Genomic DNA, 15840 nt, shown 5'->3' with positions numbered 1-15840 from the left:
AATATGTATACTTGTGCTATGTGCAGTGAACATAATTGTAAAACGGGAGAACTTGAGAAATTACCACTTAATTGTCCATGTAATGAAAAAGAAGAACAAGAAAAAATAAAGGAATTATATCTTGAAGATGAAAATTATAAATTAGCATATAATTCCGCGCTAGTAGAAGCAGAAGGATATTGTATAAAAACAAGACTTGAAGAGACAATTGATTTTGCAAATAAGTGTAACTTTAAAAAGCTAGGAGTTGCTTTTTGCGTTGGGTTAAGCAAAGAGGCAAAAATATTGTCTTCAATACTACAACATAATGGTTTTGAGGTTAATTCAGTAGTATGCAAGAATGGAAGTATACCGAAAGAATTTTTAGGTATTAAAGAAGATGAAAAAGTAAGACCTGGAACTTATGAATCAATGTGTAACCCTATCGGACAGGCCACTTTTTTAAATAAAGCCGAAACAGACTTAAATATAATTTTGGGATTATGCGTAGGGCACGATTCACTATTTATAAAATATTCTAAAGCCCCTGTAACTGTTTTTGCAGTTAAGGATAGAGTACTTGCACATAATCCTATAGGTGCATTGTATCTTTCAGATGGTTACTATAAAAATAAGTTGTATAAATAATGGAGGAATTATTATGAGTAAAATCCAAGGTGATATGAAATTTTACCGGCTCACATGAAATGTTTGTAGGCAAAATTGAATATGTTTCATTGCAATAGAGATATAGTTGATGCTTCAGAGCGCATTGATTTTTCTAAAATTGATTTCATATAAAATTAATACTTAGGTATATTTGAAAAATATAATTGGAATTTGGTGATTAAGATGAATTTGAAAATAACAACGCTTATTGAAAACAATCCTGATGATAATAATCTTTTATTCAGTGAACACGGGTTGTCTCTATATATAGAAATTGATGAAATGAAGATTTTGTTTGATACTGGTCAAAGTGGAGATTTTATAAAAAATGCTGAAAAATTAAATGTAGATTTGAGTAATTTAAAATATGTTGTGTTAAGTCATGGACATTATGATCATACTGGAGGATTTAGAAAGCTTGTCGATAAAATTGGCAACTCATATAAGTTAATTGCAGGGAAAGACTTTTTTAACAATAAATACAAATTAGTTGAAAAAGATAATTATAAGCATATTGGTAATTCCTTTGATAAGAAATATATTCGTCAAAATAATATTCAAGTAAAATATATTGAAGAAGATGTATTTTATATTACTGAAAACATAATGATATTTTCTAATTTTAAAACAAGAAATGATATTGATCAGACAAACAAGATATTTCAAGTAAAGCAAGATGAAAACTATGTAGTGGATAATTTCTCTGATGAAATAGTATTAGTAGTTAAGAATGAAAAAGGTTTGATAGTTATAGTAGGATGTTCTCATGTAGGCATAGTTAATATTTTAGAAACGATTATAGAGCGTACAGGTATGACAATCTATGGCATTGTTGGGGGAACTCATTTAGTTGAAGCAAATGAGCAAAGATTAAAAAATACAATTAACTACTTTAAAGAAAAGGATATCTACCTTTTGGCGATGTCTCATTGCACCGGGAAATATGCTACAGAAAAGATTAAAAATGAATTTAAAGATAAATTCACATATAACAATACTGGGAATATTATTAAAATAGTATGAAAGTTATAGAAAATAGCAATATATTTATTGTGCTTTATTATTTTATATAGGGTACTACCAGCTTAATGCAGATCATTTCCTTTTAATATATGAAGGAGGCATCATAGGATAACCTCATGTGGTTAATATAAAAAGGTCCATAGGTTTAATCCCATGGGCCTAACACCTCGCTTTCAATGTGTTTCAATGTTTAATATTGTCTAGAAACAAGTTGAAAGTAATTCAATAGATCTTATTTTAAACTATTATATATCATATCTAAGTTTTCTTTCATACACTTTATATAATCCTTATTATCCTCTTTGCTCTCTATGGTGTGTATTTTTTCAACTTTAGCTCCTACTTCTTTAGCAAGAGCATCGGAAACTTTTGTACTTACCATATCCTCAACAAATATAGTCTTAATTTTATTAGATTTACAATAATCTGTTAATTCTTTTAGCTTTTTAGCACTTGGCTCACCTTCTGCAAAAACATTTTCTACACTGTTTTGCTTTAGTCCGAAGTCTCTGCAAAGGTATGCAAAAGCGGCATGTCCAGTTACAAAGTTTTTGTTACTAACGGTCTTAAATTTTTCGTTATATTCATTGTAGAGAGCATCAAGCTTTAAAGTGAAATCAGTGTAATTTTTATCATAATAAGTTTTATTAGATGAATCTGCTTTTATTAAAGCATCTCTTACATTTTTAGCTTGATTTTCTGCACCTTTTAAGCTAATCCATACATGCGGGTCATATTGTCCATGTTCTTCTTTTTCAGCTGAATCTGTATTTTTTATGGGGTTTAAACCTTTTGACGCCTCAACTGTTATTAAAGTTTTATTGTCTACCGATTCTAAAACCTTATCCACCCAAGATTCCATACCGAATCCATTGTACACAAATATTTTAGCTTTACTTAAGGTCTCTAGATCTTTTGCCTTTGGTTCAAAATCATGTGGTTCAGTACCGTTAGGTATAATAGTTACTATATCAACCTTGTCTTTTCCAATTGCAGCGGCAATTTCTCTCATTGCATTAAATGTGACTACAACTTTTACCTTTCCTTGAGTCTTCACATTGGTATTTTCTACTGCTTTTTTGTTACCACATGCTGTAAAGGTTAGTATTGTGGCACTAAGCAAAACAAAAGTTATTAATTTTTTGAACATTTTTATCACTCCTTGAATTCTCTTCTTGCAAGTCATTCGCATTTACATATATAATATAAGTATAAGAGCCATTTGTCAATAACCTTAATAGCATATTTTCCCAAACTATATGTTCATATTTTGACAAAGTGGTAAATTTATATATTGATCGGAGGATAATTGTGATACAAATTAAAAACTTATTTTTTTCTTATACAAATGCAGCACCATATATACTTAATGATATCAGTCTAACAATAAATGAGGGTGAGTACCTATCTATATTAGGCGATAATGGTTCTGGTAAAAGTACTCTAGTAAAATTAATGTTAAATCTTTTGACTCCTACTAAAGGTTCTATAGTAAATTCAAACAAAAATATTGGCTACGTTGCTCAAAAGTCTGATTTTCTAAATTCACAATTTCCTATTACGGTATATGAGATGCTTAATTGCTACAGAAAAGTACTTAAAATAAAAGATAAGAGCTTAGTAATTAAAAATTTAGAAATTATTAATATGCTCCCTTTTAAAGATTCACTTATAGGAACATTATCAGGAGGGCAACGGCAAAAAATATTTATTGCAAGAGCATTACTCGGAAGCCCTGGCCTGTTAATTTTAGATGAACCTTCAACTGGCGTTGATTTAAATAGTCAGAAAGATATTTATGGGTTAATTAAAAATTTAAACAGAGTTAATAAAGTAACGGTTATTGCTATTGAACATAACCTTAATGCTGCTATGAGGAATTCGTCCCTTATTTATCATATATCTAACGGAAATGGTCATTTATGTACACCTGATATCTATATTAAAGAATATTTAAAATCAAATAAAGGGGATGAGTTCAATGTTTCAATATAGTTTTATGCAAAACGCCTTTATGATTTCAATATTAATTTCTATACTTTGCCCGTGCATTGGTTTTTTCCTAGTACTGAGAAGATACTCAATGATTGGTGATACATTAGCTCATGCTTCACTTGCAGGGGTTGCAATTGGGCTTTTATTTAATGGAAACCCCATAATAAGTTCATTCATATTTACATCGTTCTGTGGGTTACTAATTGAATTTTTAAGGGATTATTTTAAAAAATATGCTGAATTAATACTTGTTGTGGTTTTATCTTTAAGTGTTGGAATTGCCATTACTATTATGAGTTCTGGAGAATTACATGCAAATGTTAACTCATTTTTATTTGGAAGTGTGTTAACTGTAACAAGAGAAGATCTATATTCGGTTTTAGCATTAAGTCTTATATCGATAGTAACATTAATATTTTTATATAATAAACTTGTTATTATAGCATTTGATGAAGAAGCAGCAAAAGTTTCGGGAATAAACGTTAAAGCAATCAATTATATATTTTCTATATTAGTTGCTGCTACAATATCTGTTTCCATGAGAATTGTTGGGGTACTTGTTTTAAGCTCAATGATTGCTTTGCCAGTTGCTACTGCAATGCAGCTGGGTAAGGGGTTTAAAACAACTCTTTTATACTCAGTGCTATTTAGTATTGTTGATATATTATTTTCTCTGTTTATTTCTTATTATATGAATTGTGCGCCAGGAGGAATAACTGCGCTGATTTCAGTTATATTACTTGCATTGGTTATATGTGTAAAAAAATGTAGAGTTAGTATTCTCAAAAAAACGTCATAAATCAAACAGAAAAAAGCGTCATCTTAACTGGTACCTTACACATAAATTGCAATTTTTAACATATAGTAATATAATCTAAAATAAATGCGAATGGTTTGCATTTGAGTAAGGAACAAAAATAGAAATATTCTCTAAATGAAAAATATTTGGTATGACACGGCTATTGATGCAGATAACAAATAAAACTTTATATTTTGGAGGCATAAAAAATGAAAACAAAAATTGATATAATTTCAGGATTTTTAGGCGCTGGGAAAACTACTTTAATAAAAAAGTTACTTAAAGAGAAATTACATTGCGAGAACCTAGTTATAATAGAAAATGAGTTTGGTGAGATTGGCATTGACGGAAGTTTGTTTAAACAATCAAATGCAAAAGTAAAAGAAATTAATTCGGGATGTATATGTTGTACTCTTAAAGGTGAATTTGGAAAAGCTATTGAAGAAGTTATAGAAAAGTATAAACCAGATAGAGTAGTTATAGAACCGTCTGGAGTTGGAAAACTTTCAGATGTAATTAAAGCATGCGGTACAGCTAAATTGCAAAATCTAGTAACGATTAATATGATTATTACTGTTGTAGACGTATTGAAATATGAAGTATATATAACTAACTTTGGTGAGTTTTTTGAAAATCAAATAAAGAACGCAAAAACAATTATTTTAAGTAGAACAGAAAATTCTGATAGAAAAAATATAGATTTTGTTGTTAATTCTATACGTAAGTTAAATAGTAAATGTAATATAATAACAACTGCTTTAGAAAGCATAAATGCAAATCTAATAATTGATGTTGCAGAGCAAAGTGACTCAGTATCACTAGAAAAACAGATAAAAAGTGCAAAAAACTTTTCTATAAAGGGTCATGCCTATGATAAAGGGAACCAAAATGGAGAGAATCACATCCATAACCATAATGCGGATGAGGTCTTTAAAGTTTGGGGAGTTGAAACTCTCAATTTATATAAGGGAGAAGAATTAAAAAAAATTGTGAGTATTATAGAAAATGATAAAACTTATGGAGTTGTTTTAAGAGGGAAAGGTATACTGCAGAGTGATACCCATAAATGGTTACAATTTGATTATGTACCTGGTGAATTTGAAGTCAAGAATATAAGCCCTGATTATACAGGAAGATTGTGTATGATAGGTAAAAACTTAAATGAAAACAAACTCTGTAAATTGTTTAATATAACAGTATAGATGGGGTTATAAGTTATGAAAATAAAAGTAGACATAGTAACTGGTTTTTTAGGGTCAGGTAAGACTAAACTTATAAATAATAAGCTCAAAAATGAGGTTTCTGAAAGAGATATTATAGTAATAATACAATGCGAAAAAGGACAAACAGATATAGATTCTATTATCGAGAGTAAGCGTTTGTTTGTTGAAAATGCTTATAAACAAAATACTTTAGATAAAGAATATATAAAGCATGTTATTGAAAAATATAATCCAACTAAAATTATTATAGAAGCTAATGGTATGAAAAAAATTGATAGTTTATTAGAAATTTTTGATTATCTTAGTATAAGTAGAAAATGTTTCATAAACGAAATTGTCCATACCATTGATGCTTCAACTTTTGATGTCTTTATAAAAAATATGGGTGGTATACTTGTAAATCAGATTTCCAATAGTGATTTTATTATTCTAAACAATACAGCTGGGTTTCATGGTGAGAAATTAAAGAATATTGAAAGTACTCTAAAAAGAATAAACAAGTCCGCTAAAATAAGTAATGGAATTTCTATTTTAGCTAAACCAAAGGTATTGAATAATGAAATATTGATTCTCGCGGCTATATTAGTTTTCGCTATAGCTTATTTAGTGTATTCTGTAATAGGTCTTGATATAACACATAATTTTTACTCTTGGCTAGAACGTTTTAGAGTAGTATTTCTAAGTATTTTGATTCAGGCTTTTCCATTTATATTATTTGGTGTATTTGTTTCTGCTATAATACAAGTAAATGCATCAAGTGAAAAAATAACTAATATTTTTCCGAAAAATACTGCCTTACAATTTATTGTTGCTTTATTTGCAGGACTTTTTTTCCCAGTATGTGATTGTGCTATTGTACCAGTAGGTGCAAGACTTGTTAAAAAAGGTGTTCCTTTGCCAGCTGCTGTAACATTTATGCTCGCTGCACCAATAATGAATCCTATTGTTATTGCTTCTACATTGTATGCATTTCCCAATCAACCATCCATAGCTATATATAGGGTATGTTTAGGCATTGCTGTAGCATTTTTTGTTGGGGTAGTATTTATTTTTGCTCCGGAAAATGATGTTACGTTATTTAGCAATTTAGATGAAATTACTTGTGATTGTGGGTTTTGTAGTGAGGATTTTAATAATAAAAAAGGTATTCTAGGAAATGTGGATGCAATATTTAGACATGCAGGAGCAGAATTTTTCCAAATAGGGAAATTCATAATTATTGGCTCACTTCTTTCTAGTATAATGCAGACTTTAATCCCAAAAGAACTATTTGCAAACTTAGGTGGAGGAACTATAATTTCACTTTTAATAATGATGTTATTTGCATTTATTCTTTCAGTATGCTCAACTTCCGATGCATTTATAGCAAGAACTTTTGTTAATCAATTTCCTATAGGAGCAATAATGGGCTTTTTAGTACTTGGTCCTATGTTAGATATAAAGAACTTGCTTATGCTACTAGGAAACTTTAAGAAAAGATTTGTAATTAAACTTGTAATTGTAATATTATTAATCTCATTCTCGATATTAATTGTGTTCGCAACACTATTCTAATGGGGGTATAAGTTATGCAGTTAATAAAACTAAAAAAAATAAACATAGAAGTATTATTAAAACTAATAATATTAATTGGATTTGCATTTTTCTTTTATGACATTATAAAAACTGGGAAAGTGCTACTTTATGTTAATCCTAGGATTATTCCATATATAAAATTTGGAATTGTAGCAATGATTTCACTTTCTTTATTCATTGTACGGGATTTATTTAAACCAAAAAGAAAAGTAAATATAAAACCTTACTTATTTTTTATTATTCCTTTGTTTATGGCTTCTATGACACCATCAACATCAGTTAGTTCAAAGTCAATGTCACTTACAGGCGCTAAAAGCGCGGAGCAAACTGATAATACAAAACAGAAAAATGTAACAGATATAACAAATCAAGATAAAACTACAGGTAATAATACTACAACTACCAAAACAAATACAAGTAAAGTAGATGTAAAATTAGAAATGAAGGAGAATACCATAGTAGTAAGTGATAACAATTTCGGAAAATGGACAGAAGAGATTTCTAATAATATGGCAAAATATGAGGGTAAGAAAATTGAACTAACTGGGTTAGTGTTTAAAGCTGATGGATTTAAAGATAATGAGTTTGTCCCAGCTAGGCTTATGATGACATGCTGCGCTGCAGATTTGGTACCAGTTGGCCTTTTGGCTCATTATGATAAAGCCAAGGATCTAAAACAGGATACTTGGATAATTGTTAAAGGTACAATAAAATTATTAGAATATAACGGTGAAAAAAGCCCTATAATTATAACCGAAAGTATAAAGAATACAGAAAAACCAAAGAAGGAATATGTCTATCCATTTTAAAAACCAAATTATGTGTATGAAATTATAAAAAAATACATATTGGGAATACTAATTTTATTAAAGTTTTATACAAGGAGGTTTTTATTTGTGGGTGATATAAAAAAAATACCATTAGTTTCATCTGAAATATCAGGTCTATGGAATACTTATATGGCAAGTAGTGCAACAAAATGTTTGCTTACTTTTTTTGTAAATAGAGTTGATGATATTGAAACATGTTCTATTTTACAGCATGTTTTAGATTTAACTTATCGTAATATTCATTCATTGGAAAATATTTTTACCCAATCGTCAATTCCAATACCAGATGGCTTTACTGATGATGATGTCTATGTTGATGTACCACGTTTATTTACAGACGAATTTTATCTATTATATTTGTCAAACTTAGCAAGAGCGCATATGTTGAACTATACTCAAATTTTAAGTAATTGCGCACGCTCAGATATAAGAGAGCTTTTCACGAAACTTACCATTGAATCAACTGACCTCTATAATAAGGTTACAGACGTAAGATTATCTAAGGGGGTTTTTACAAGGTTTCCTTGTGTAGAAGTACCAAAAACAGTTAAATATATAAAAAGTAAAAAATTTAGTATAGATTGGGGTGGAGAAAAGAGACCTTTACTTGCAGGAGAAATAACTCATATTTCTATTGTAATTTTAGCAAATATATTGGGAAGGGCAATAATAACAGGATTTGGTCAGGTTTCTAAGTCAAAAAAAATTGCTGACTATATGTTTAGGGGAAGAGATATTTCATCAAAGAAAATTGATATATTTACATCAATTTTAACAAGTGAAAATATTCCTATTCCATCTACTTCATATTCATTTGTTACTAATTCTACAGTTGCACCTTTTTCAGAAAAATTAATGATGTTTTTAATAGTTTCAGTAGGTACTATTTCAATAGAAAATGACGGCATGGCTTTGGCGGAGACTTTAAGAAGAGACCTTCAAATGAAGTTTATGAGAATTACATCTGAAGTTATGAAATATATAAAAGACGGTGCAGTTATTATGATTGATAATAACTGGCTAGAACAGCCACCACAATCAGTAGAACATAAAAATTTGGTGGAAATCTAAAATTAAGATAGATAAGACTAAATTTGAAAAGTATGTAACCCCTTTAGAGGTTTACAATTAAAGTGAAAAAAAGATGGATACATTAGTATATAATTTATCCATTATTTTTTGAGTCCATTTATACATAATTATAAAGCACGTTAAATATCATTAAATTCAGTATAATACATAATTCTCTTTATAGCTCTTAATTTATTCACGATACCTTCTGCAAACCAGTTTGCATATTCTTTCTAAAAAGCATTACCGTGCCGATTGCCACAAGTATCATTGCTATGACCGTAATGATGCCCGTTTCTCCCACATAATAGACCTTGTTAATGCTGTTAGTCAAGGTCCCAAAGATAGCCTGATCGAAATAGTTATGACTTGCATGAAGTAAAATGGCAGGCCAGACACTCTTAGACTTTAATCTTAAAACCGCCATTATTACTGTTATGGCAATTATTTCAATCACAAACATTGGCAATTTATACCATAGCGGGGTTCCCGGCAGATATAATCCTGCAATCATAATCGGCATATGCCATACAGCCCAAATCAGTCCGCTTACAATAACTGCTACCTTAACGTTCCAGATTTTCGCCATTTGTGGAAGAAGGAAGCCTCTCCAACCGATTTCTTCTCCCGCTGCCGCTATAATTGATGTAAAAATCGCTATAATCAATGTAATCACTGTAACCACAGAACGATGATTTAATTTAGCTGTATATGATGAAGAAATCGAAGATAGTGAGTATAAATCACCTGTAAATGATCCTCTGTTTACCAACCAATAGATACCATACGACAAACCTAAATATATGATGGGTGCAGCAATTGCAGCCAGGATGAAAGATAACTTACATTTATTCATTCCAAGTAATTTTTCTTTTTTATAATATTTACCACGGACAATAAAGGCAGCAACTGCGGGACACCACATCAATATGGCCGATATTCCGGTTCTGGTAGCTGCCTCTCCGCCCCTAATCCAGATAACATAGACGATACTGCTCAACACAAACGTAATAATCAAAAACGCAATAACAGACTTTTTTTCTTTCATAGATTTCCTCCATTTTATGAATAATATGAACTTCTCATATCTACAAGTCATTCTCCAGGGATGTTTAATAATCGCCCAAGCGAACACATCGAAAACAATGGTAATTAACGTTCAATTATTTACTATAAGGATAGTAAATTTGTTTTAAGTAAATCAGCTTTTACTATTGTATAAACTCAAATAATATTAATACTACTTATTTATCTTGTAGTTGATACAAATGAGGATAATACACATTGTATTATATTAATAACACACATTGTATTATATTAATAACACATTTAAAAGGTTCCATGATATGTAATTTATATACTTTAATTATTCCTATTTGTAGTCCTAAAAACGATACATATACAGTATTTATGTATCGTTAATAATTTAACATAAACTAGAATATAAAGTTGTTTTTGTTGTTTTACAATTAAAATTCAGATATGGTATCTAGTTTCTTTTCTAATTTATCTGTAATTTCTACTAAAGGTAATCTAATCTCTGAAGAATCTATTAACCCTAGCTTTTTTAAATAATATTTTAAAGGTGCTGGATTATCAATAAACGCATGTAACCCCTTCTATTAGTTAAAACTACATCTGGAATTTCACTCTTAATCCATTCAATAAATTACTCATAGCTAGTACAGAATTAAACAATTCATTTAATTCTGTACTAGCATAGATGAGACTTTTGTTTATTGATATATAAATTCTACTATACTACTATGGATGTGAGTCAAGATATGTAATTTATTCTGTTAAAATCATAAGATCTCATAATTTAGTATATTAATTTGAGTAGGAGTGATAAAATGAATAATTTTTCAGAATCAAAAAAAGCAATTTTATTTAACACTAATATGATGCCTTGGGAAAAACGGTTTAATGCTGAATCACAATTTTTTATGTACAGAAAAATGCTAATGGTAGATCCGGATACCAATATAATGATTCGAATAAATCGTTATCCTGCAGGATATGTTACTCCGTGGCACACACATCATTGTGCACATGGTATGTATGTTATGGAAGGCACATTAAAAACTGAGGACGGTTGTTATGGTCCTGGTAATTTTATTTGGTGGCCTTAAGGTTCAGTTTCTTGATTTTACTATTAAAAATGAGGAAGGTGCAAAGTAATGTCTAACAATATTTTGGAAGTAAAGAATTTAACAAAGAAATTCCAATTATCCAAAGAACGAAAGATTAAAGCGGTAAATGGAATAAGTTTTGAAGTTAAGAAGGGAGAGATATTTGGGTTTCTTGGACCAAATGGAGCAGGTAAAAGTACTACTATCAGTATGATTACAACACAGAAAGAAGCCACATCGGGCGAAATACTTATCGATGGTCAATCGTTTTTAGATAATCCGGCTCAGGCTAGAAGGAAAATTGGAGTTGTAGCTCAGCATAACAATTTAGATCGAGGATTAACAGCACGAGAAAATCTCATCTATCATGCTAAATATTTTGGAATAGATGATGAAACCGCAAATAAAAGAGCAGATGAATATCTAGAAAAATTTGGGTTAACCGAGCGACAACACGATTACGTGAGAAGTTTTTCAGGAGGCATGGCTCAGCGATTGAAGATTGCAAGAGCAATTATGCACAACCCGGACATATTATTCCTTGATGAACCTACTACAGGCCTAGACCCTAGCTACAGAGCTGTTTTGTGGGAACAAATGTTGGCATTAAACAAAGCGGGCACTACCATATTCCTAACAACTCATTATATGGAAGAACCTGAGAAATTATGTGATCGGATTGCCATCATTGATCAAGGAGAAATGAAAGCGATTGGTACAGGCGAGGAATTAAAGGCTTTAATTCCTACTAATAATATTATCTCTATCAAATTATCCGATATTAAGAATGAATTTGTTGAACAGGCTAAAACTTTACCTGAAGTAGAAAATGCCGCTATTCAGAATGGATTACTGCTTCTATATATGAAGCAAGAACATCCTGATTTCAATCAAATTCTTGAATGGGTAAAAACTTTAGATACTTCATTACAAAACATAAGTTTGAGTACAAGCACACTTGATGATGTATTCATACATTTAACTGGAAAGGGGAGTATTAGCAATGATGAAAAGAAATAATTCGGATACAAATTCAAATGTAACATGGATAGCTTTTAAAACTATGGTGAAACGAGACTTGCTCATTCAAACTCGCGATAAATGGGAATTTGTTTTTCGTGTAGCAATGTTACCCTTCATGCTGATTTTGTTATATGGCTATATATTACCAAGACTAGGTCTGGTACCGGAAACCTTTCCAACTCAGATGTTTCCAGGCATGGTAGGGATGAGTATTCTTGTTACAGGTATACATGGTACTGCAGTTCCTCTTACTATGGATTTTAATATGTCCAGAGAAATAGAAGATCGTTTGATGGCTCCAGTTAATGTAAGAACTGTTGCCTTAGCAAAAATGTCTGTAGGTATCATTGAGTCATGGATTGGTGGGTTAATTGTTTTACCGCTTTCCCTGATATTAATGGGAAGTAATTTGAACTTGAATATTAATCCTCAAAGTATACTGGTTTTAATACCTGTATTGTTACTTGCAGCTCTTTCTTCAGCAGCCTTAGGACTTTTGGTTGGAACTATAATCAAGCCAAGTCAAATCGCAGCTATGTTTCCGGGGTTTCTAATGCCTATGGTATTCCTAGGTGCAATATTTTTCTCGTGGAATGATTTAAGTGCGACACCAATAATTAAAATATTAGTATTGGTAAATCCATTGTTATATGTAAATGAGTCTCTCAGAGCTGTCATAACACCTCAAATTACTCATATGCCTATTCAATATAGTATATTAGGGATAGTCTTAAGTATAGTAATTATGGGATATTTTGGGTCGAAGCGATTTATAAGAATGGCAAAAGGTGCTTAAAGGAGGTGAAAATGTGACTGCAGAACTAAAAAGCACTGCAGTCGCTATTAGCTCAAGTATTTTTCAATAGTATTAAGTATTATAGGAACATTCTTAGTTATTTGTTTTTCATTTACATTGCTAATGGTAATTCTAAAATAATTATTGCACTTATATTCTTTAAGGAAACATTCACTTGTATTAAATATTTTTATATTATTAGAATGTAGCGACGCAACTATTTTATCATAATTTAAAGAACCATTTACATAAATACAACCAAAATAGCCAGACTCAGGAATATTGTACTGTATGTTTGGGTGAGTACATTCTAATAAAGTGTTTTTCAGGCAATTTATACGACTCTTATATAAACTAACTAATTGTTTTGTATGAGTATCAAACATACCGTTTTTTATATATATTTCTAACGCTCCTTGAGATAGTATTGGGCTGGTCATGTCAGTCCATTTTTTATATTGTAAAAATTTATCAATTAGTAAGTCAGGTAATATAAGTAAAGAAACCCTTAAACCTGGCATAAGTATCTTTGAATAACTTTTTAGGTATATTACTCTTGATGAAGTATCATATGAAAACATAGGGTCGTTTTTTTTATTCATATCTAAATCAGCTGCAACATCATCTTCAACAATATAGACATCATATTTTTCTGCTAATTTGATAATTTCTTGTTTTTCATGTCTATTGTATGAAGTTCCAGTGGGATTATGGAACCTAGGGATACTATAAAAAAATTTAATATTGCCATATTTAAATAATCTCTCTAATTCATCTAAATTTATTCCATTAAAATCTCTATTGATGCCTAGAGTAGGAATATTATTAAGTTCTAGAGATTTTATCATCCCGTAATATGTAGGTTGCTCTACGAGAATATTAGATTTACCATTCGGAAAGGGCATAATTGATAATATGTTTAATGCTTGCTGAGAGCTTGATGTAATAACTATGTTATTTTGGTTTGTAAATATCTGATAGTTTTGAATATGTTTTGATAACACACTAATTAATGAATTTAATCCTCTGGGATCCGAAAATGTAAAAAGTTTCTCTTTATATAAGTCTATTGATTTATTTAAACAATGTTGAAAATTTTTATACGGAAAAGCTTCAACATTTATATTTACAGCTGAAAAATCAATTATAGGATTTTTAGAAGAATTTTGATTGTGAAAATTATCAACTACATAATATCCACTTTTAGGTACTGAATATATAATGTGTTCTTGCTCAAGTTTTTCATAAGCTTTTAAAACCGTGCCAGTACTAAACTGAAACAGTTTTTGAATTGATCTTATAGAGGGTAATCTATTTGAATGGTTGAGTTCCTCGGACTTTATATTATTTTTAATGTATTCTATAATTTCTTCGTATTTCAACAAATTAAGACCCTCCTTTAATATTGTACTAGTACAGATTATAATTTTGTTTGTTGATATATAGATTAAACTATATTAACCTAATTGTATAGTGAAAAATTGAATTTTAAAGGAGTGGCTAAATTTATGGGTTATGAATTAAACAATACAAAGGAATTGCTTATTGAAGCGAGCAATTCTATTTTATTTACGACCATGCGTCCTAGCATAGTAATTGAATCTGGGGAAGGTATGTATTTATGGGATACAGAAGGTAAAAATTATCTTGATTTTGTGGGTGGGTGGGCTGTAAATGCCCTAGGACATTGTCCAAATGTTATTAAAGAAGCATTGATAAATCAAGGGAACACATTAATCAATGCAAGTCCTTCATTTTATAATAAGCCAATGATTGAATTTGCAAAACTTCTTACAGATAATTCTTGTTTTAACAAAGTGTTTTTTACGAATAGTGGTTCTGAAGCAAATGAAGGGGCTATAAAGTTAGCAAGGAAATATGGGGCTAAGTTTCTTAATGGTGCTTACGAAATAATAACCATTACTAATAGTTTCCACGGTAGAACTCTTGCTACAATGTCTGCATCCGGTAAGAAAGTTTGGGAGAAATTATATGAACCAAAGGTTCCTGGATTCAAGCATGTTCCATTAAATGATATAGAATGTATTAAAGCTTGCATAACATCTTCGACATGTGCGATTATGCTGGAACCTATCCAAGGAGAAGGTGGAGTTTATGAAGTAAATAAAAATTACATGAGAATTTTAAGTGATATATGTAAGGAACGTGGGATTCTTATGATTTTCGATGAGGTTCAAACAGGCCTTGGTAGGACTGGAAAATTATTTGCTTATGAACATTATGATATTGAGCCTGATATAATGACACTTGCAAAAGGTATAGGTGGTGGATATCCATTATCTGCATTATTAACAAAAGAAGCACTCAATATATTTGAGCCTGGTGATCAAGGTGGAACTTATTCATCTCAACCGCTTGGGATGGCTGTAGGAATAGCTGTAGTTAGCGAAATTATTAACAAAGATCTATCATACAATGCTAAAATGCAGGGAAACTATATAATAAAAAAACTAATTGAAATAAAAGATAAGTATAAATTAAAAAATATAAGAGGAAAAGGATTATTACTTGCTTTTGATCTTCCACAAGATAATGGAAAAGAAATTGTTGATAAATGTCTAGATGAAGGACTTATATTAAATTCACCCAAACCATCTACTATTCGTTTAATGCCACCTTTAATAGTTACTGAAGAAGATACGGACAAAATGGTCGATATACTCTCCAAAGTATTAGATACAATTTTGTAAACAAGAGTAAAGAA

Annotated in this window: 15 protein-coding genes and 1 pseudogene; 12 read left to right on the top strand and 4 right to left on the bottom strand. The window is 30.2% G+C overall.

Features of this window, described 5'->3' with window-relative positions; all coding sequences use genetic code 11:
* Nucleotides 1–3 precede the first annotated feature (3 nt).
* On the top strand, nucleotides 4–627 hold the full coding sequence (locus LGK95_RS04070) for a DUF1847 domain-containing protein (protein ID WP_226122502.1): 624 nt from the start codon (nucleotides 4–6) through the stop codon (nucleotides 625–627).
* A 204-nt stretch (nucleotides 628–831) separates the two neighbouring features.
* The gene (locus LGK95_RS04065; RefSeq protein ID WP_226122501.1) at nucleotides 832–1671 is read left to right on the top strand and encodes an MBL fold metallo-hydrolase; all 840 of its coding nucleotides are present in this window, start codon (nucleotides 832–834) and stop codon (nucleotides 1669–1671) included.
* A gap of 232 nt (nucleotides 1672–1903) precedes the next feature.
* On the opposite strand, the gene LGK95_RS04060 is transcribed toward LGK95_RS04065, so the two are convergent.
* Complete coding sequence (locus LGK95_RS04060; protein WP_226122499.1) at nucleotides 1904–2821, bottom strand: metal ABC transporter substrate-binding protein; 918 nt, start codon at nucleotides 2819–2821, stop codon at nucleotides 1904–1906.
* Between the two features lie 161 nt (nucleotides 2822–2982).
* Here LGK95_RS04060 and LGK95_RS04055 point away from each other — a divergent pair, with 161 nt between their 5' ends.
* The 6 genes from LGK95_RS04055 to LGK95_RS04030 all read left to right on the top strand — a co-directional run bounded on the left by LGK95_RS04055 (nucleotide 2983) and on the right by LGK95_RS04030 (nucleotide 9164).
* A complete protein-coding gene (locus LGK95_RS04055; protein WP_226122497.1) occupies nucleotides 2983–3666 on the top strand; it encodes a metal ABC transporter ATP-binding protein in 684 nt (227 codons plus the stop codon).
* Nucleotides 3653–4465 (top strand): metal ABC transporter permease, encoded by an 813-nt coding sequence (locus tag LGK95_RS04050; RefSeq protein WP_226122495.1) that lies wholly within the window; start codon nucleotides 3653–3655, stop codon nucleotides 4463–4465. Before LGK95_RS04055 ends, LGK95_RS04050 begins: the two co-directional genes overlap by 14 nt.
* 209 nt (nucleotides 4466–4674) lie before the next feature.
* Nucleotides 4675–5667: a CobW family GTP-binding protein gene (locus tag LGK95_RS04045; protein ID WP_226122492.1), complete on the top strand. Its 993-nt coding sequence runs from the start codon at nucleotides 4675–4677 to the stop codon at nucleotides 5665–5667.
* 15 nt (nucleotides 5668–5682) lie between these two features.
* The gene (locus LGK95_RS04040) at nucleotides 5683–7242 is read left to right on the top strand and encodes a permease (RefSeq protein ID WP_226122486.1); all 1560 of its coding nucleotides are present in this window, start codon (nucleotides 5683–5685) and stop codon (nucleotides 7240–7242) included.
* A gap of 14 nt (nucleotides 7243–7256) precedes the next feature.
* Nucleotides 7257–8072, top strand: coding sequence for a TIGR03943 family putative permease subunit (locus LGK95_RS04035; protein WP_226122485.1), 816 nt, complete (start codon nucleotides 7257–7259; stop codon nucleotides 8070–8072).
* Nucleotides 8073–8159: 87 nt separating this feature from the next.
* The gene (locus LGK95_RS04030; protein ID WP_226122484.1) at nucleotides 8160–9164 is read left to right on the top strand and encodes a DUF3231 family protein; all 1005 of its coding nucleotides are present in this window, start codon (nucleotides 8160–8162) and stop codon (nucleotides 9162–9164) included.
* A gap of 196 nt (nucleotides 9165–9360) precedes the next feature.
* Here the strand turns inward: LGK95_RS04030 and LGK95_RS04025 are convergent, their stop codons facing one another.
* Together LGK95_RS04025 and LGK95_RS04020 are read right to left on the bottom strand one after the other, a co-directional pair.
* Complete coding sequence (locus LGK95_RS04025; protein ID WP_226122482.1) at nucleotides 9361–10212, bottom strand: CPBP family intramembrane glutamic endopeptidase; 852 nt, start codon at nucleotides 10210–10212, stop codon at nucleotides 9361–9363.
* A gap of 421 nt (nucleotides 10213–10633) precedes the next feature.
* Nucleotides 10634–10759: pseudogene (locus tag LGK95_RS04020) on the bottom strand (4-hydroxy-tetrahydrodipicolinate synthase); the annotation flags it as partial.
* Between the two features lie 258 nt (nucleotides 10760–11017).
* On the opposite strand from LGK95_RS04020, the gene LGK95_RS04015 reads away from it, so the two are divergent.
* Genes LGK95_RS04015 through LGK95_RS04005 form a run of 3 tightly spaced genes read left to right on the top strand, consistent with a single transcriptional unit; the run spans nucleotide 11018 to nucleotide 13115 of the window.
* Nucleotides 11018–11296 (top strand): cupin domain-containing protein, encoded by a 279-nt coding sequence (locus LGK95_RS04015; protein WP_226122480.1) that lies wholly within the window; start codon nucleotides 11018–11020, stop codon nucleotides 11294–11296.
* 48 nt (nucleotides 11297–11344) lie between these two features.
* Nucleotides 11345–12316 (top strand): ABC transporter ATP-binding protein, encoded by a 972-nt coding sequence (locus LGK95_RS04010; protein ID WP_226122478.1) that lies wholly within the window; start codon nucleotides 11345–11347, stop codon nucleotides 12314–12316.
* Nucleotides 12300–13115 carry an ABC transporter permease gene (locus tag LGK95_RS04005; protein ID WP_226122477.1) on the top strand — a complete coding sequence of 272 codons (816 nt, stop codon included), beginning with the start codon at nucleotides 12300–12302 and terminating at the stop codon, nucleotides 13113–13115. The genes LGK95_RS04010 and LGK95_RS04005 overlap by 17 nt, the downstream gene beginning before the upstream one ends.
* 47 nt (nucleotides 13116–13162) lie before the next feature.
* On the opposite strand, the gene LGK95_RS04000 is transcribed toward LGK95_RS04005, so the two are convergent.
* Nucleotides 13163–14500, bottom strand: coding sequence for an aminotransferase-like domain-containing protein (locus LGK95_RS04000; protein ID WP_226122476.1), 1338 nt, complete (start codon nucleotides 14498–14500; stop codon nucleotides 13163–13165).
* A gap of 123 nt (nucleotides 14501–14623) precedes the next feature.
* Here LGK95_RS04000 and LGK95_RS03995 point away from each other — a divergent pair, with 123 nt between their 5' ends.
* The gene (locus LGK95_RS03995) at nucleotides 14624–15826 is read left to right on the top strand and encodes an acetylornithine/succinylornithine family transaminase (protein WP_226122475.1); all 1203 of its coding nucleotides are present in this window, start codon (nucleotides 14624–14626) and stop codon (nucleotides 15824–15826) included.
* Nucleotides 15827–15840: the final 14 nt, after the last annotated feature.

Origin of the sequence: Clostridium algoriphilum, assembly GCF_020443705.1 — a bacterium.
GTDB classification, from domain to species: Bacteria; Bacillota; Clostridia; order Clostridiales; family Clostridiaceae; genus Clostridium_AD; species Clostridium_AD algoriphilum.
This window is presented reverse-complemented; position numbering and strand designations above follow the sequence as displayed.